The organism is Pseudomonas qingdaonensis (assembly GCF_018398475.1).
GTDB lineage: Bacteria > Pseudomonadota > Gammaproteobacteria > Pseudomonadales > Pseudomonadaceae > Aquipseudomonas > Aquipseudomonas palmensis.
In genome coordinates, this window is the sequence record NZ_CP074676.1 from 5,323,103 (window position 1) to 5,340,481 (window position 17,379).

Genomic DNA, 17,379 nt, shown 5'->3' on the forward strand with positions numbered 1-17,379 from the left:
CTCTCGTAGCGGGAGGCGAATTCTACAGCGTTACAACCTGCTGTCAACCACCTTTTTCACCGCTGCCGATCTTTCGATCGAAGCACCTCCAGCCTGACCTGAAACGTCCAACTCATTGATATTCAAGGAGTTTTTCGTTCCGACTGCGCCGGAAGTGGGGCGAATTATAGAGAGATTAAATCGTGCGTCAAGGGCTAATTTGAAACTTTCGCAAAACAAAGCAAACCAGCCCTTCTCTATATAGGAAGGGCGGCTTACGCCGCCCTCTCTTTATTCAGCCTTCAGACTGATACGTGCAAACGCCTTCTTGCCCGCCTGACACACATGGGTGGAGCCCAGCTCGAAGACGAAGCCACGATCAACGACCTCACCATCGACCTTCACGCTTCCTGCCGCCAGCAGATCACGGGCTGCCGCCGAGTTCTTGACCAGGCCCGCCTTGTTCAGCACAGCAGAAATCGGCATAGCCTCGGCAGCCAGCACGTCGATCTGCGGCAGGTCCTCCGGCAGCTCGCCATCCTTCATGCGATTACCCGCTGCGCGGTGGGCATTGGCCGCAGCCTCCTCACCATGGAAGCGTGCCACGATCTCTTCAGCCAGCTTGATCTTGATATCCCGCGGGTTGGCACCAGCAGCCACTTCAGCACGGAACCCATCGATCTCTTCCATGGAGCGAAAGCTCAGCAGCTCGAAGTAACGCCACATCAACGTATCAGGGATCGACACCAGCTTGCTGTACATCACCCCTGGTGCTTCCTGGATACCTACATAGTTACCCAGCGACTTGGACATCTTCTTCACGCCATCCAGCCCTTCGAGCAATGGCATGGTGACGATGTTCTGCGCCTCCTGGCCGTAGCCACGCTGCAGCTCGCGCCCCATCAGCAGGTTGAACTTCTGGTCGGTACCGCCCAGCTCGACATCGGCCTTCAGCGCCACCGAGTCATAGCCCTGCACAAGCGGGTAGAGGAACTCGTGAATCGCGATCGGCTGATTGCTGGTATAGCGCTTGTCGAAGTCGTCGCGCTCGAGCATGCGCGCCACGGTGTACTGTGAAGCCAGGCGAATGAAGTCGGCCGGGGTCAGCGCGTCCATCCAGGTAGAGTTGAACGCAACCTCGGTCTTGGCCGGATCAAGAATCTTGAACACCTGCTGCTTGTAGGTCTCGGCGTTCTCCAGCACCTGCTCGCGGGTCAGCGGCGGGCGTGTGGCGCTCTTGCCGCTCGGGTCACCGATCATGCCGGTGAAGTCGCCGATCAGGAAGATCACCTGATGCCCCAGTTCCTGGAACTGGCGCAGCTTGTTAATAAGGACGGTGTGCCCCAGGTGCAGATCCGGCGCAGTCGGGTCGAAACCCGCCTTGATCCGCAGCGGTTGCCCGCGCTTGAGCTTCTCGACCAGTTCGGCCTCGACCAGTACCTCTTCCGCACCACGCTTGATCAGCGCTAGCTGCTCTTCAACCGACTTCATAACAGACCCGCAAGGCTCAGATTCAAAGGGCCCCAACCATACAAGATCAGCCATCAAATACAAGTTTTTGCCCCGGATGTGACCGCACACCCGACTGATGACGTCTGCGCGCTTGCGCTGAAGGGGATTTGGTTATATTTTATACAGTTATTTCATCTTCATCATGTCATTCATCTTTTCCAATCCATCTTTTTCAAAGTCAATCTACCTATGACCAACGAACCGACTAAAGCGCCTCCGCTTTATCCGAAGAGCCACCTGTTGGCCGCCAGCGGTATCGCCGCCCTGCTCAGCCTGGCCTTGCTGGTGTTCCCCTCCAGCGAGGTCGAAGCCAAGAAAACCACCCTTAACCTCGAGCTGGAATCCCCTGCCGAGCAGTTGAAGCAACAGGAAACCACCCAGGCCGACGTCCGCGAAGAAACCACCGCCTCGCCGTTCGCCCAGATTGACACTGCCCCCGCGCCCACCGAAGAAACCGCCAAGACCGAACCCACCCCAACTGCCGAACCCGCCAAGGATCCAAGCCACCGCGAAGTCACCGTGGCCCGTGGCGACACCCTGTCGACACTGTTCGCCAAGGTCGGCCTGCCGGCCAATGTGGTGCACGAGGTGCTTGCCAGCAACAAGCAGGCCAAGCAATTCAGCCAGCTCAAGCATGGCCAGGTACTGGAAATCGAACTGGACAAGGACGGCCAACTGGCCAGCCTGCACAGCAAGGTCAGCGATCTCGAGACCATCCGCCTGACCAAGGGCGACAAGGGCTATGCCTTCAACCGTGAAATCACCAAGCCTGTGGTTCGCTCGGCCTACGTGCACGGCGTCATCAAGAGTTCGCTGTCGGCTTCCGCGCAGCGTGCCGGCCTGAACCATTCGCTGACCATGGACATGGCCCGCATCTTCGGCTACGACATCGACTTCGCCCAGGACATCCGCCAGGGTGACGAATTCGACGTGATCTACGAACAGAAAGTGGTCAATGGCAAGGTGGTCGGCAACGGCAACATCCTGTCGGCACGCTTCACCAACCGCGGCAAGAGCTTCACTGCGGTGCGCTATACCAACAAGCAGGGCAACACCAGCTACTACACCGCCGACGGCAATAGCATGCGCAAGGCGTTCATTCGTACCCCGGTGGACTTCGCCCGCATCAGCTCGCGCTTCTCGGCAGGTCGCAAGCACCCTATCCTGAACAAGATCCGCGCCCACAAGGGCGTCGACTATGCAGCGCCGCGCGGCACGCCGATCAAGGCCGCCGGTGACGGCAAGGTACTGCTGGCCGGTCGTCGTGGAGGCTACGGCAACACCGTGATCATCAAGCACGGCAATACCTACCAGACCCTGTACGGGCACATGCAGGGCTTCGCCAAGGGCATCAAGACCGGCGGCACGGTCAAGCAGGGCCAGGTGATCGGCTACATCGGCACCACGGGGCTGTCCACCGGGCCGCACCTGCACTACGAGTTCCAGGTCAATGGCGTGCACGTCGACCCGCTCGGACAGAAGCTGCCAATGGCCGATCCGATCGCCAAGGCTGAACGCCAGCGCTTCCTGCAGCAAAGCCAGCCGCTGATGGCGCGCATGGAACAAGAGAAGGCCACCATGCTGGCCTCGGCCAAGCGCTAAGCCATGGCCCTGTATCTGGGAGTGATGTCCGGCACCAGCCTCGATGGCCTGGACATCGCCTTGATCAGACAGGAGCAGCGTCTCACGCTGCTCGCTACCCATTACATTCCGATGCCCCAGGCGCTGCGCGACGACTTGCTCGCGCTGTGCGCCAGCGGCCCCGACGAAATTGCCCGCGCCGCCCTGGCCGAGGCTGCCTGGGTGAGACTGGCCGCCGAGGGCATTCAGCAATTGCTGGCCGAACAGCACCTGCAGCCTGCAGATATCCGCGCTATTGGCAGCCACGGACAGACCATTCGCCACGAGCCTGCCCAGGGTTTCACCGTGCAGATCGGCAACCCGGCGCTGCTGGCAGAGCTGACCGGGATTACAGTGGTCAGCGATTTTCGCCGCCGCGACGTGGCTGCCGGCGGCCAGGGGGCCCCCTTGGTGCCGGCCTTTCACGAAGCGCTGTTCGACAATCAGGGCGAGCGCCTGGCAGTACTCAACGTCGGCGGCTTCAGCAACCTGAGCCTGATCGAGACCGGCAAGCCGGTCAGCGGCTTCGACTGTGGCCCGGGCAACGTACTGCTGGATGCCTGGATCAACGAGAAACAAGGTCACGGCTATGATGCCGACGGCGCCTGGGCGGCCACAGGCCACGTCATCCCCGGGCTGCTCGCCAGCCTGCTCAGCGATCCGTTCTTTGCCGGCACCGGTCCCAAGAGTACCGGCCGCGAGGTGTTCAACCTGACATGGCTGCGCAAGCACCTGGCCGGCCAGCCTCCCGGCAGCGATGCCGACGTGCAGGCCACCCTGCTCGAACTTACCGCCCATAGCATCGTCAGCTCGCTGCAGGCGGCGCAGACAGCCACCCAGGCGCTGTTGGTCTGTGGCGGCGGCGCCCACAACGGCACACTGATGAAGCGTCTGGCCTGCCTGCTGCCCAACGCCCGGGTCAGCAGCACTGCCATCAACGGCGTCGATCCAGACTGGGTGGAAGCCATGGCGTTCGCCTGGCTGGCACACTGCTGCCTGGAGGGCATCGCCGCCAACCGCCCCAGTGTTACTGGCGCCAAGGGCCTGCGCGTCCTGGGCGCGATCTACCCCGCCTGAACGCACACAGCAAAACGCCGCGCAGAGGCGCGGCGTCAGCAGTACTGCCTGTAACTCAGATCGAGAACGAAGAGCCGCAACCGCAGGTGGTGGTGGCGTTCGGGTTCTTGATGACGAAACGCGAACCTTCCAGACCTTCCTGGTAGTCCACTTCCGCGCCCGCCAGGTACTGGAAGCTCATCGGGTCGACCACCAGGGCAACACCCTCGCGCTCGACGATGGTGTCGTCTTCAGCCACATCTTCGTCGAAGGTGAAGCCGTACTGGAAGCCCGAGCAACCGCCACCGGTCACGAACACGCGCAATTTGAGGCGATCATTGCCCTCTTCATCGACCAGGGTCTTCACCTTGTGCGCGGCACCCTGCGTGAATTGCAAAATCGTGGGGGTGAAGGATTCGACGCTCATGCTGACTTTCTCCCGGCGCTGTTGCCGCCTTAATGCGTGATGACGCGCATTATCCGCTTCTCCGAGAAAATCGGTCAACAATAGAAGCAGCGGCAGGCCGCAAGCGACAAGCGGCAAATGCCGCCCTATGCCCGATTGCAGCCTGCCAGTTGCGCCTTAAGGCATCAGCCCGGCGTGGGACAGGCCCATACGCTCGTCCAGACCGAACAGAATGTTCAGGTTCTGTACCGCCTGGCCCGAGGCCCCCTTCACGAGGTTGTCGATTACCGACAACACCACCACCAGATCACCCCCTTGCGGGCGATGCACGGCAATGCGGCATACGTTGGCCCCGCGCACACTGCGGGTTTCCGGGTGGCTGCCGGCTGGCATCACGTCGACGAACGGCTCATTGGCGTAGCGTTTTTCGAACAGCGCCTGCAGGTCGACCGAGGTGTCGGCGACGGTGGCATACAAGGTCGAATGAATACCGCGGATCATCGGCGTCAGGTGAGGCACGAACGTCAGGCGGACATCACCACCGGCTGCCCGGCGCAGGCCCTGACGGATCTCGGGCAGATGGCGGTGGCCTTTCACCGCGTAGGCCTTCATGCTTTCACCGGCTTCACAGAACAGCGAGCCAACGCTGGCACCGCGGCCCGCACCACTGACCCCAGACTTGCAGTCGGCAATCAGGCGCGAGGCATCAGCAATGCCCGCTTCCAGCAACGGCAGGAACCCCAGCTGGGTCGCGGTGGGGTAGCAACCCGGCACGGCGATCAGGCGGGCGCTGCGGATCTGCTCGCGGTTCACTTCCGGCAGGCCATACACCGCATCCTTGAGCAGCTCTGGCGCGCCGTGGGGCTGGCCGTACCACTGCGCCCACTCATCGGCGTCCTGCAGTCGGAAGTCGGCCGACAGGTCGATGACCTTGGTGCCGGCTGCCAGCAACTCGCCGGCCAGTGCATGGGCCACGCCGTGCGGGGTGGCGAAGAACACCACGTCACAGGCCGCCAGGGTCTTGGTGTCCGGCACGCTGAAAGCCAGGTTGTCGTAGTGGCCACGCAGGTTCGGGTACATCTCGGCCACCGGCAGGCCCGCTTCGGAACGCGAGGTGATGACTGCCACTTCAGCCTGTGGATGCTGTGCCAACAGACGCAGCAGCTCGACACCGGTGTAACCCGTGCCGCCGACGATACCGACCTTGACCATATACCTGCCCCTTTCAACGAACCGACTGGAAAACCACGGATAATATGGGCCCACAGCCTTGGTAACAACCGTTCGGGTGACGCCTGCACACACAAGCCACTACTATCTGACGACCGTGAACCTGAAGGACTACCTAAAAATGCTGTTTCTCTGGATCAAAGCCCTGCACATCGTCAGTGTCGTCTGCTGGTTTGCCGGCCTGTTCTACCTCCCTCGCCTGTTCGTCTATCACGCCCAGAGCCAGGACACCATCAGCCAGGAACGCTTCGTCACCATGGAGCGCAAGCTGTACCGCGGCATCATGGGCCCGGCAATGATCGCGACCTTCGTGTTCGGCATCTGGCTGCTCAGCCTCAACCCCGACTTCCTCAAGCAGGGCTGGATGCACGCCAAGCTGACCCTGATCATTCTGCTGACCGGCTACCATCACATGTGCGGCGCCAACGTGAAGCGCTTCGCGCGCGGCGAAAACACCCGCAGCCATGTGTACTTCCGCTGGTTCAATGAAGTGCCTGTGGTCATCCTGTTGCTCATCGTCATCCTGGTCGTGGTCAAACCGTTCTGATTCTCCACTCCGAGAGCCCGCCATGTCATTGCCCGCCCTGCTTGAACAACGCCTGCGCCTGCCCGTGGTGGTAGCGCCGATGTTCCTGATTTCCAATCCACAGCTGGTCCTGGCCTGCTGCAGCAATGGCGTGGTGGGCAGCTTCCCGGCGCTCAACCAGCGTGACAGTGCCGGCTTCAGGGCCTGGCTGGAGCAGATAGAGGCGGGTCTGGCCGGGCTCGACAACCCCGCGCCCTATGCGGTGAACCTCATCGTGCACCCCAGCAACCCGCGCCTGCAGGCCGATCTTGCGATCTGCATCGAGCACCGCGTGCCCATCGTCATCACCAGCCTGGGTGCGGCAAAGGAAGTGGTCGATGCCGTCCACGGCTATGGCGGCCTGGTGTTCCATGACGTCACCACCCGGCGCCATGCCGAGAAAGCCGCCGAGGCCGGCGTGGACGGCCTGATCGCCGTGGCGGCGGGCGCCGGTGGTCACGCCGGTACGTGGAGCCCTTTTGCCCTGATTGCCGAAATTCGCCAGTTCTTCGACAAGACGCTGCTGCTGGCAGGCTGCCTGAACCGCGGCCACGAAGTTCTGGCCGCGCAACTGCTGGGCGCAGATCTCGCGTACATGGGCACCCACTTCATTGGCAGTACCGAAAGCCAGGCGCCTGACGCCTACAAACAAATGCTGCTGGATGCCAAGGCAGCCGATATCATCCACACCGCCGCAGTGTCCGGGGTGCCGGCCAGCTTCATGCGTCAGAGCCTGGAAAATGCCGGGTTCGACCTCAACGCTCTGGGCAAGTCGGGCGAAAGCCGGCTCAAGCCACTGGATGACGAGGCCAAGGCCTGGAAGACCGTATGGTCCGCCGGCCAGGGCGTCGGCGCCATCGACAGCCTGGGCACGGTTGATCAACTGATCGCTCGACTCGACCACGAATACCGCCAGGCCCAGGCCGCGGCGATCCAGCTGGGCCAGCACCGGCCTGGCTGAACCACTCTCAACGGCAAAGGAAGCCCGATGCGCGACACCTACATCAACCCCCTTCAACTGAACAACGAAAAGCTCAGGGTCATGAGCGTGCGCGGCCGCATTGGCAGGGTGCGGCTACTGGCCTGGAGCCTGGTGCTGATTGGCGCAGTGTTCGGGACGGTGCTACTGGTCGCACTGATGTCCTCGCTCTCCAAAGACCTGGCCGCCGCCATCGTGCCGATGTTGCTGGCCGCCAAGATCTTCAGCCTGGTGTTCATCGCCCGGCGCCTGAACGACCTGGGCTTCAATGGCTGGTACAGCCTGTTGACCCTGATCCCCTACTACATCGGCAACCTGGTTTTCCTGGCCCTGCTGTTGATTCCCGGCAACCCCGCCAGCAATCGTTACGGGCCGCCACCGCCCCCCAACACCAAGGCGGTTATCGTGGTGGCCTCGCTGTGGATACCGTTCATGGCGTGGGGTATCTACATGACTGTCCTCAACGGCTGACCGCAGCCTTTACCCGCTCCAGTCTGTAAACTAGGCGCCAGCCGCACCGCCCCCTGCCGATTGGAGAACTGCATGACCCGTTACGCCATGATCACCGGCGCCTCCAGTGGCCTGGGCCTGGCATTGGCCGAGGCCCTCGCGCGCCGGGGGCGCAACCTGATACTGGTGGCCCGGCAGCGCGATCTGCTGGAAAGCATCGCCCTGGAACTGACCCAGCGCTTCGGCGTGGAAGTGCTGCTGCGCGCCTGCGACCTGGGCGAGCCATTGCGCCTGTCCGGCTTTCTGCTGGAGCTCGAGGAAGGCGACAGACAGATCGACCTGCTGGTCAACTGCGCCGGCATCCGCACCTACGGACACTTCCTGGCCCAGGAATGGGGCGACGAGCAGGACATCATCGAGGTCAACATCCTCGCCCTCACCCGCCTGTGCCATGCGCTGGGCAACGCGATGGCGGTGCAGGGTGGCGGGCAGATCCTCAATGTCGCGTCGCTGGCCGCCTTCGCCCCCGGCCCCTGGATGACCACCTATGCGGCGAGCAAGGCTTATGTGCTGCATTTTTCCGAAGGCCTGCGCGAGGAACTCAAGCAGACCGGCATCAAGGTTTCGGTGTTATGCCCCGGCCCGGTTCGATCGCCGCTGCGGCGCATCCCCCGGCTGGACAACGGCAACCGCTGCATGAGCCCCGAGGAAGTGGCCCTGTACACCGTGCGCGCACTGGAAAAGAACCGCGCACTGATCATCCCCGGTCGGCGCAACCGCTGGCTGGCCGCCAGCCCGCGTTGGCTGTCGCGCTGGCTTGCGCGCAAGCTGGCCGGTGCAATCAACCGGGCCTACTGCCCACGCTGAAGCGAATCGGCACTGGGCGAGCAAGCGGCGCCTGAGTACACTCAAGCCCGAACCCCACCATGGAGCAAGCGTTGTGGAAACTCTGTTCACCAAGATCATCAACCGGGAGATTCCGGCCAGGATCATCTACGAGGACGACCAGGTTCTGGCCTTCCACGATATCGCCCCCCAGGCGCCGGTGCACTTTCTGGTCATCCCGAAAAAGCCGATCCGCACCCTCAACGACCTCACCGAAGAAGACAAAGGTCTGGCCGGTCATATCCTGTTCACCGCCCAGCGACTGGCCAAGGAACTGGGTTGCGAGGAAGGTTTCCGCGTGGTGATGAACTGCAACGAGCAGGGTGGACAGACCGTCTACCACATCCACATGCACGTGCTCGGCCAGCGCCAGATGACCTGGCCGCCGGGCTGATCCAACGCAAGCCCTGTCATCTGGATTGGGTTAGACTGTCGGGCACATTCTTGCGGAGGTGCCCGATGGCTACCGAACGTCACTATTCGCCGCTCGACCGCTTGTTGCTGCAGGCCGATACCGCCATGCGCACCTTGCTCCCCTTCAGCGGCCAACCGTCCCGCCCGACGCCTGCGATCATCCAGCCAGACGCCGACCTGAGCGACGACCAGACCCGCCACGTCGCCGGCCTGATGCGCATCAACCACACCGGTGAAGTCTGTGCCCAGGCGCTGTACCAGGGCCAGGCCCTGACTGCCAAGCTGCCGCAGGTACGCAAGGCGATGGAACATGCCGCCGAGGAAGAAATCGACCACCTGGCCTGGTGCGAGCAACGCATCCGCCAACTGGGCAGCCACCCGAGCGTTCTCAACCCGCTGTTCTATGGCATGTCGTTCGGCATCGGCGCTGTCGCCGGCCTGATCAGCGACAAGGTCAGCCTCGGTTTCGTCGCGGCCACCGAGCACCAGGTGTGCAAGCACCTGGACGAGCACCTAGAACAGATCCCGGCCGAGGACGAAAAGTCCCGCGCAATCCTCGAACAGATGCGCGTTGATGAAGAGCAGCACGCCGAGTCGGCACTGGATGCCGGCGGCTTTCGCTTCCCCGCACCGGTCAAGTTCGGCATGAGTCTGATGGCCAAGGTCATGACCAAGAGCACCTATCGAATCTGATGGAACACTTCGATGCCAGGGACCTGGCCCGCGCCGTCGATGCCGGCGTACTGAACCCGGGCCAGGACAAGGCCCTGCTTGAATTCCTCAAGCGCCAGCCCGCACAACGGCCCAGTTTCCAGCTGGCCCATGTCGCGTTCTACTTCGGCGCCCTGCTGATCATGGGGGCCATGGGCTGGCTGCTGAGCGAGGCCTGGATGCGCATCGGCGACAGCGCACTGTTGCTGATCGCGTTGGCCTACATGGCCGTGTTGACTGGCGGTGGCCTGGCACTTCAGCGCCGCGGCCAGCGTATTCCTGCCGGTCTGCTGGCAGCGGTGGCGGTCAGCATCGTACCGCTGGCGGTGTTCGCCCTCGAGCGCCTTACCGGCTTCTGGCCCCTGGACGATACCCAGACTCACTACCACAGCTACTACACCTACGTGCAGGGCGGCTGGCTGCTGATGGAAGCGGCCACCGTGATCGCCGGCCTGCTGATGCTGCGCCTGATCCCCTTCCCGTTCATCGTGATGCCCATCGCCGTGGCGCTGTGGTTCATGTCAATGGACCTGACCGAGTGGATCTACGGCGAGCCGTTCAACTGGGCGCAACGCCAGAAGGTTTCGCTTTGGTTCGGCCTCGGTCTGTTGCTGGTGTTCCTCGGCATCGATGGCCGAACCCGCGAGGACTATGCGTTCTGGGGTTATCTGGCCGGGCTGCTGGCCTTCTGGGGCGGGCTGACCTCGATGGACAGTGACAGCGAGTTCGGCAAGGCGCTGTACTGCCTGATCAACCTGGGGCTGATGGCGGTCGCCGTGCTGCTGCGCCGGCCATTGTTCATGGTGTTCGGGGCCATGGGCGTTTCGGCCTACCTTGGCTACCTGTCGTATGACGTATTCGCCGACTCGCTGCTGTTCCCGGTAGTGCTGAGCATGATCGGCCTGGGGGTCATCGGCCTTGGCCTGCTCTACCAGAAGCATCGCGAACGCCTGAGTACAAACCTTCGCGCACTGCTGCCGAATGGCCTGCTCGACCTGTTGCCGGGGCTTCGTCGATGAGGGTGCGCCTGCTGCTGATTCGAGCGCTGCAAAGCATGGGGTTGGTGCTGGTGGGCTACCTGTTCATCTTGGCGATGACCGCAAGCCTGCGCGAAACGCCCTTCAGCATGGCACTGCCCTATCTGGGCGATTCCGACAACAGCGCGCTGGACCTGGCGCTGTTCTGTGTACCCGGAATGCTGCTGTTCGTGTTGCTGGGCAGCATCATCCGCCGGCGCCGCGTATTGGGCGGCGTGTTTGCTGCCATTGCGGCCGTCAGTGCCTGGCTGCTGTGCGAGCTGTTCTCCACCGCGTTCGGCAATACCTGGAGCACAAGCGAAGTACTCGGGCTGCTGGTGCTGAACCTGCACTGGTGGTTGCTGGCGCTGGTACCGGGGCTGATGCTGCTGTTTGCGCTGGAGCGCTTCGCCAGCAAGGCTGGCTCCTATAAGGGAAGCGGCATCCGCCTGTAGGAGCCGGCGTTACCGGCGAATGGCCACGCAACGATCAACCCAGCTCGACAATCTCGTAGGCGTGGGTGATCTCGACCCCGGCGCGCCCCAGCATGATCGATGCCGAGCAGTACTTCTCGGCCGACAACTCCACCGCGCGCTTGACCTGGGCCTCCTTCAGGCCGCGGCCCTTGACCACAAAGCGCAGATGAATCTTTGTGAACACCTTGGGGTCCTCGTCGGCCCGCTCGGCCTCGAGAAACGCCTCGCAGCTCTCTACCGCCTGGCGCGATTTCTTCAGAATGCTCACCACGTCGAAATTGCTGCAGCCACCCAGGCCCAGCAGGAGCATCTCCATCGGCCGCACGCCCAGGTTGCGCCCACCACTCTCGGGTGGGCCATCCATGACCACTACATGGCCACTGCCCGATTCGCCAAGAAACATGGCTTCGCCTGCCCACTGGATACGCGCCTTCATCACCCGGATTCCCTTGCTTTGAAAAAGGCTGTCAGCTTAGACCTTGCGCGCACGTGCGAAAAGGCTAAGCGTTCGAGTAAATATGCCGATACACCTACAGGCGTCTGATAAGCTGGCGCCAAACTGCTGGCACCTGCGCCCAGCGGTCGACAAGAATGCCCACGCGTCGCGTCTTTCCAGGATTCAGCCATGGTTGCAACAACCCTTCCAGCCAAGATCAAGAACATCGACAAGTTGCTCGCCCACTGCCAGCGTCGCCGCTTTGCAGCCAAGAACAACATCATCTGCGCTGGTGATCGGGCCGATACCCTGTCGTTCATCATCAAGGGCTCGGTGACCATCCTGATCGAGGACGAGGAAGGCCGCGAGATGATCATCGCCTACCTCAACAGTGGCGATTTTTTCGGTGAGCTGGGCCTGTTCGAACCCATCGGCAAGGAACACCAGCGCAGCGCCTGGGTACGCGCCAAGACCGAATGCGAAGTGGCTGAAATCAGCTACGAGAAATTCCGTGAACTGGCCCGCCAGGACCAGGACATCCTTTACGCCCTGGGCAGCCAGATGGCCCAGCGCCTGCGCAACACCACGCAGAAGGTCGGCGACCTGGCGTTTTTCGACGTGACCGGTCGGGTGGCCCGTTGCCTGCTGGAGCTGTGCAAGCAGCCCGATGCCATGACCCACCCCGACGGCATGCAGATCAAGATCACCCGCCAGGAAATCGGCCGCATCGTCGGCTGCTCGCGAGAGATGGTCGGCCGCGTGCTCAAGGACCTCGAAGAACGTAACCTGGTGCATGTCAAAGGCAAGACCATGGTGGTCTTCGGCACCCGTTAATCGCGCTCGATCGCCGCGATCACCTGCGAGTAGGCCTGCTCCAGGCGCGCCAGCAGCGGTGCCTGGGGCACCACTTCATGCAGGGCGATATGACTGTCGGCGCGGCAGCGCTGCTCAAGCTCGCAGCATTCATTAAAGCGATTGACTGCCGCCACCATCGACTCGCGCTCGTTGTCCAGCAGCAAGGCGCCATGCACCAGCACCACCGGGCGCTTGCCGCCCAGACCCTGACGCCAGCGCTGCGCCGTGCCGACCAGCTTGCGACCATTGAGGTTGACGTTGTAGCGCCCATCGCAGAACGCCCCCTCGATCTCCCCCACCGACGCCAGCCCGCCCCATTCGCGCAGCACCTCGCAAAGCGGCAGGCACAGCCGCTCGTAGGCCTTCTCGATACGACCGTGATCACCCTCGCTGCGCGGCGCCACATACACCAACGCGATATTGATCGTCGCAGCCGACTGCGGCACTGGCTCACCGCCGGTCTCGCGCAGCAGCACCGGCCAGCCGGCAACGGCCAATTCGGTGCAGGCGGCCTCGAAACCTTCCAGCCGGCTCATGCGCCGCGGCATCACCAGCGCGCGGTCCGTCGGCTGCCAGAACAGCAGGCCATGTTGCTTTTCGCCCTTGCACACAGCCGCCAGCAGGTCCTGCTCGGCCTGCAGGCCCGCCTCCACCGTCACCGCAACAGCTTGATCAGTCATCACACCCACCTTGTCGATACAAAAAAGCCGGCAACGCCGGCTTCAGTGTGGATCAGTCCAGGCCTTGCGCCGGGTTGTGCACCACGCGCTCGGGGAAGAACAGGCGCTGCAGTTCCAGCCCCGGGTGCTCGGCACGCATGAACGCTTCGCCCACCAGGAACGAGTAGACCTCGTTGATCTCCATCAGCTCGACGTCTGCCCGATTGAAAATGCCACTTTCGGTGATTGCCAGGCGATCACGCGGGATGCGCGGCAGCAGGTCGAGGGTGGTTTCCAGGCTCACCTCGAAGGTGTGCAGGTTGCGGTTGTTCACGCCCACCAGCGGTGTATCCAGGGTTTTCAGCGCACGCTCCAGCTCGTCGCCGTCGTGCACTTCGACCAATACATCCAGCCCTACGCTCTTCGCCGTGGCCGCCAGCTCGGCCATCTTCACGTCATCCAGCGCCGAGACGATCAGCAGCACGCAATCGGCACCCAGCGCACGGGCCTCGACGATCTGATAAGGATCGATCATGAAGTCCTTGCGGATCACCGGCAACGTGCACGCGGCGCGCGCCTGCTGCAGGTATGCATCGGCGCCCTGGAAGTAATCGATATCGGTAAGCACCGACAGGCAGGTGGCCCCGCCCTTTTCATAACTGACGGCAATGTCGGCCGGCACGAAGTCTTCGCGAATCACGCCCTTGCTCGGCGATGCCTTCTTGATCTCGGCGATCACTGCCGGCTGCTTGCGCTTTGCCTGCTCGATCAGCGCATTGGCGAACCCGCGCGGCGCATCGGCGACGGCCGCCAGGCGCTCGAGTTCAGCCAGGCTGACGCGGGCACTGCGCTCGGCCACTTCCTGAACCTTGCGCGCCAGGATGTTTTCCAGAACCGTCGGTACGCTCACTCTTCATTCTCCTGCTTGAATACCGCGGTAAAGGCGCCCAGCTCTTCGAGCTTTTCTCGCGCCAGCCCGGTGTGCAGTGCATCATGGGCCAGCTCGACGCCTTGCTTGAGGCTCATGGCATGGTCGGCGGCATACAGCGCAGCGCCGGCATTGAGCACGATCATTTCTGCCGCCTTCTGACCGTTTTCGGTCTTGCGGCGCCCCAGGGCATCGCGAATCAACTCCAGCGACGCGGCCGGGCTGTCTACCGCCAGGCCGTGCAGGCTCTGGCTCTTCATGCCCAGGTCTTCGGGCTCTACCCAGTACTCGGTGATTTCGCCGTTCTTCAGTTCCGCAACGAAGGTCGGCGCGGCCAGGCTGAATTCGTCCAGGCCGTCCTTGGAGTGCACCACCAGCACATGCTTGCTGCCCAGGCGTTGCAGCACCTCGGCCAGCGGCCGACACAATGCCTGGGTGAACACGCCGACCACCTGGTGCCTGACCCCGGCCGGATTCGTAAGCGGGCCGAGCATGTTGAACAGCGTGCGCAGCCCCAGGTCACGACGCGGGGCGGCGGCATATTTCATCGCCTTGTGGTGGGTCTGGGCGAACATGAAGCCGATACCGACGCTGTCGATGCAACGCGCGACCTGCACCGGCGTCAGGTTCAGGTAGATACCGGCGGCCTCGAGCAGGTCGGCGCTGCCGCTCTTGCCCGATACCGCACGGTTGCCGTGCTTGGCCACGGTGCAGCCGGCAGCGGCCACGACAAATGCCGAGGCGGTGGAAACGTTGAAGATATTGGCGCCGTCGCCTCCGGTACCGACCACATCGACCACCTGGTCCAGGGTCTGCAGTTCTACCTGGTCGGCCAGCTCGCGCATCACCGATACCGCACCGACGATCTCGTCGATGCTTTCGCTCTTCATGCGCATGCCCATCATGAAGGCGCCGATCTGCGCCTCGCTGCACTGGCCGGTCATGATCTCGCGCATCACATCGCGCATTTCCTCGGTGCTCAGGTCCAGGTGACCGACGATGCGGCCCAGCGCGCTCTTGATATCCATGGTGTCAAATCCTTAGCGGCGGCCGCCGGTCTGCTTGAGGAAGTTGGCGAACAGCTCGTGGCCCTGCTCGGTGAGGATCGACTCGGGGTGGAACTGCACCCCTTCGATGTTCAGTGTCTTGTGACGCAGGCCCATGATCTCGTCGACCGAGCCGTCGTCCAGGGTGGTCCAGGCAGTCACTTCCAGGCACTCGGGCAGCGTTTCGCGCTTGACCACCAGGGAATGGTAGCGGGTCACCGTCAACGGGTTGTTCAAGCCTGCGAACACACCCTGGTCGATGTGCGACACGGGGCTGGTCTTGCCGTGCATCACCTGGCGCGCCCGTACCACATCACCGCCAAAGGCCTGGCCGATGGACTGGTGGCCCAGGCACACGCCCAGGATCGGCAGTTTGCCGGCAAAGTGCAGGATGGCTTGGAGCGATACACCGGCCTCGGTCGGGGTGCACGGGCCAGGGGACACCACAATGCGCTCGGGCTGCAGTGCCTCGATCTGGGCGATGGTCAGTTCGTCATTGCGAATGACCTTGACCTCTGCACCCAGTTCGCCGAAGTACTGCACGACGTTGTAGGTGAAGGAGTCGTAGTTGTCGATCATCAGTAACATCTGGGTCAACCTCTTGAGTCTGGCGACTCTGAATTCTGTGTTGCGCCGCAGCGGCGCCCTTCTCAGCTGAGCGGTGTCTGTTCAGCCAAGGCTACCGCGCGGAACATCGCCCGACGCTTGTTGATGGTTTCTTCCCACTCCAGCGCCGGCACCGAGTCGGCGACGATGCCGCCACCGGCCTGCACATGCAGCTCACCGTCCTTGATCACGGCGGTGCGGATGGCAATGGCGGTGTCCATGTTGCCGTTCCAGGCCAGGTAGCCGACGGCGCCGCCGTACACGCCACGCTTGACCGGCTCCAACTCGTCGATGATTTCCATGGCGCGGATCTTCGGCGCCCCCGACAGGGTACCGGCGGGCAGAATGGCACGCAGCGCGTCCATCGCGCTCAGGCCCTGCTTGAGCTGGCCGGTGACGTTGGACACGATGTGCATCACGTTGGAGTAACGCTCGATCACCATCTTCTCGGTGACCTTGACCGAGCCGGTTTCGGAAACGCGGCCGGTGTCGTTGCGGCCCAGGTCGATCAGCATCAGGTGCTCGGCGATCTCCTTGGCGTCCGACAGCAGGTCCTGCTCCAGCGCTCGGTCGGCCTCCTCGTTGGCACCACGTGGCCGGGTGCCGGCGATCGGGCGCACGGTGACCAGGTTGTCTTCGACCCGCACCAGCACTTCCGGCGAGCTGCCCACCACATGGAAGTCGCCGAAGTTGAAGAAGTACATGTACGGCGTGGGGTTGAAGCAGCGCAACGCGCGATACAGGTCGATGGGCGCGGCCTTGAAGTCGATGGACATGCGCTGCGAGGGCACCACCTGCATGCAGTCGCCGGCCAGGATGTACTCCTTGACGGTATCGACGGCGCGTTCGTAGTCGGCCTGGGTGAAGCTTGAGCGAAACTCCGGCTCAGCAGCCAGAGGGCCACCCAGGGCCAGGCCGCGACGCGGGGCGATCGGCTGGCGCAGTTGTTCAAGCAGTTCTTCAAGACGCGCCAGGCCATTCTCGTAGGCGTTGTCCTGGGCGGGGTCGGCCAGCACGATGGCGTGCATCTTGCCGGCCAGGTTGTCGAACACCACCACGGCGTCCGACACCATCAGCAGGATGTCCGGCACGCCCAGCGGATCGGGATTCGGACACTTGCCCAGGCGCTTCTCTACATAGCGCACGCAGTCGTAGCCGAAATACCCCACCAGGCCACCGTTGAAGCGTGGCAGGCCGTCGATGGTCGGTACGTTGTAGCGTTCCTTGAACGCCTCGACGAAGGCCAGCGGGTCTTCGACTTCATGCTGCTCGATCTCGACACCGTCATGGGTGATGCGCACCTGATGGTCATGCACGCGCAACACGGTGCGACATGGCAGGCCGATGATCGAATAACGCCCCCACTTCTCGCCGCCCTGCACCGATTCGAGCAGGTAGGAGTTGGGCTGGTCGGCCAGTTTCAGGTAGATCGACAGCGGCGTGTCGAAGTCGGCCAGGGTTTCGCAGGCCAGGGGAATGCGGTTGTAGCCGGCAGTGGCCAGGCGCAGGAATTCTTCGCGGGTCATGATAGCCTCGTGGCAATGGGGCAA

General features: G+C 62.9%; 20 protein-coding genes. 11 read left to right on the forward strand and 9 right to left on the reverse strand.

The features are described 5' to 3' along the window. Positions 1-270: 270 nt before the first annotated feature. The gene (gene tyrS, locus KH389_RS24430) at positions 271-1,470 is read right to left on the reverse strand and encodes a tyrosine--tRNA ligase (RefSeq protein ID WP_054915947.1); all 1,200 of its coding nucleotides are present in this window, start codon (positions 1,468-1,470) and stop codon (positions 271-273) included. A 210-nt stretch (positions 1,471-1,680) separates the two neighbouring features. Between tyrS and KH389_RS24435 the strand changes: the two genes are divergently transcribed. Together KH389_RS24435 and KH389_RS24440 are read left to right on the forward strand one after the other, a co-directional pair. Beyond that, positions 1,681-3,093 carry a peptidoglycan DD-metalloendopeptidase family protein gene (locus KH389_RS24435; RefSeq protein WP_043859836.1) on the forward strand — a complete coding sequence of 471 codons (1,413 nt, stop codon included), beginning with the start codon at positions 1,681-1,683 and terminating at the stop codon, positions 3,091-3,093. 3 nt (positions 3,094-3,096) lie between these two features. After that, positions 3,097-4,188 (forward strand): anhydro-N-acetylmuramic acid kinase, encoded by a 1,092-nt coding sequence (locus KH389_RS24440; RefSeq protein WP_043859835.1) that lies wholly within the window; start codon positions 3,097-3,099, stop codon positions 4,186-4,188. 55 nt (positions 4,189-4,243) lie between these two features. Here KH389_RS24440 and erpA read toward each other — a convergent pair whose 3' ends face one another. Then, entirely contained in the window at positions 4,244-4,594 is a 351-nt protein-coding gene (gene erpA / locus KH389_RS24445) for an iron-sulfur cluster insertion protein ErpA (RefSeq protein WP_043859834.1), read from the reverse strand. Positions 4,595-4,750: 156 nt separating this feature from the next. Further along, positions 4,751-5,785, reverse strand: coding sequence for an N-acetyl-gamma-glutamyl-phosphate reductase (argC, locus tag KH389_RS24450; protein WP_058541847.1), 1,035 nt, complete (start codon positions 5,783-5,785; stop codon positions 4,751-4,753). Between the two features lie 139 nt (positions 5,786-5,924). Between argC and hemJ the strand changes: the two genes are divergently transcribed. From hemJ to KH389_RS24490, 8 genes are all read left to right on the forward strand, one after another. Then, a complete protein-coding gene (gene hemJ, locus KH389_RS24455; RefSeq protein WP_043859832.1) occupies positions 5,925-6,350 on the forward strand; it encodes a protoporphyrinogen oxidase HemJ in 426 nt (141 codons plus the stop codon). A gap of 22 nt (positions 6,351-6,372) precedes the next feature. After that, entirely contained in the window at positions 6,373-7,329 is a 957-nt protein-coding gene (locus tag KH389_RS24460) for an NAD(P)H-dependent flavin oxidoreductase (RefSeq protein WP_054915948.1), read from the forward strand. A 27-nt stretch (positions 7,330-7,356) separates the two neighbouring features. Continuing rightward, positions 7,357-7,818, forward strand: a complete 462-nt coding sequence (locus KH389_RS24465; RefSeq protein WP_213606405.1) for a DUF805 domain-containing protein — start codon at positions 7,357-7,359, stop codon at positions 7,816-7,818. A gap of 72 nt (positions 7,819-7,890) precedes the next feature. Next, complete coding sequence (locus KH389_RS24470; protein ID WP_043859830.1) at positions 7,891-8,664, forward strand: SDR family NAD(P)-dependent oxidoreductase; 774 nt, start codon at positions 7,891-7,893, stop codon at positions 8,662-8,664. 73 nt (positions 8,665-8,737) lie between these two features. Next, the gene (locus tag KH389_RS24475) at positions 8,738-9,076 is read left to right on the forward strand and encodes a histidine triad nucleotide-binding protein (RefSeq protein ID WP_058541844.1); all 339 of its coding nucleotides are present in this window, start codon (positions 8,738-8,740) and stop codon (positions 9,074-9,076) included. Between the two features lie 65 nt (positions 9,077-9,141). Then, the gene (gene coq7, locus KH389_RS24480) at positions 9,142-9,789 is read left to right on the forward strand and encodes a 2-polyprenyl-3-methyl-6-methoxy-1,4-benzoquinone monooxygenase (protein WP_213606406.1); all 648 of its coding nucleotides are present in this window, start codon (positions 9,142-9,144) and stop codon (positions 9,787-9,789) included. Further along, positions 9,786-10,826 (forward strand): DUF2157 domain-containing protein, encoded by a 1,041-nt coding sequence (locus KH389_RS24485; RefSeq protein ID WP_078480909.1) that lies wholly within the window; start codon positions 9,786-9,788, stop codon positions 10,824-10,826. The genes coq7 and KH389_RS24485 overlap by 4 nt, the downstream gene beginning before the upstream one ends. Then, entirely contained in the window at positions 10,823-11,278 is a 456-nt protein-coding gene (locus KH389_RS24490) for a hypothetical protein (protein WP_213606407.1), read from the forward strand. The genes KH389_RS24485 and KH389_RS24490 overlap by 4 nt, the downstream gene beginning before the upstream one ends. Positions 11,279-11,312: 34 nt before the next feature. On the opposite strand, the gene KH389_RS24495 is transcribed toward KH389_RS24490, so the two are convergent. Further along, complete coding sequence (locus tag KH389_RS24495; RefSeq protein ID WP_043859826.1) at positions 11,313-11,735, reverse strand: OsmC family protein; 423 nt, start codon at positions 11,733-11,735, stop codon at positions 11,313-11,315. Positions 11,736-11,924: 189 nt separating this feature from the next. Here KH389_RS24495 and crp point away from each other — a divergent pair, with 189 nt between their 5' ends. Further along, entirely contained in the window at positions 11,925-12,569 is a 645-nt protein-coding gene (crp, locus tag KH389_RS24500) for a cAMP-activated global transcriptional regulator CRP (RefSeq protein WP_213606408.1), read from the forward strand. Here crp and KH389_RS24505 read toward each other — a convergent pair. The 5 genes from KH389_RS24505 to trpE form a co-directional block, all read right to left on the reverse strand. Beyond that, positions 12,566-13,270, reverse strand: coding sequence for a lipoate--protein ligase family protein (locus KH389_RS24505; RefSeq protein ID WP_054915952.1), 705 nt, complete (start codon positions 13,268-13,270; stop codon positions 12,566-12,568). The genes crp and KH389_RS24505 overlap by 4 nt on opposite strands. A 52-nt stretch (positions 13,271-13,322) precedes the next feature. Beyond that, the gene (trpC, locus tag KH389_RS24510; RefSeq protein WP_054915953.1) at positions 13,323-14,159 is read right to left on the reverse strand and encodes an indole-3-glycerol phosphate synthase TrpC; all 837 of its coding nucleotides are present in this window, start codon (positions 14,157-14,159) and stop codon (positions 13,323-13,325) included. Beyond that, positions 14,156-15,205 (reverse strand): anthranilate phosphoribosyltransferase, encoded by a 1,050-nt coding sequence (gene trpD, locus KH389_RS24515; RefSeq protein ID WP_213606409.1) that lies wholly within the window; start codon positions 15,203-15,205, stop codon positions 14,156-14,158. The genes trpC and trpD overlap by 4 nt, the downstream gene beginning before the upstream one ends. Positions 15,206-15,217: 12 nt before the next feature. Then, positions 15,218-15,811, reverse strand: a complete 594-nt coding sequence (locus KH389_RS24520; protein WP_043863771.1) for an aminodeoxychorismate/anthranilate synthase component II — start codon at positions 15,809-15,811, stop codon at positions 15,218-15,220. 62 nt (positions 15,812-15,873) lie between these two features. After that, positions 15,874-17,355 (reverse strand): anthranilate synthase component I, encoded by a 1,482-nt coding sequence (gene trpE / locus KH389_RS24525; RefSeq protein WP_213606410.1) that lies wholly within the window; start codon positions 17,353-17,355, stop codon positions 15,874-15,876. Positions 17,356-17,379: the final 24 nt, after the last annotated feature.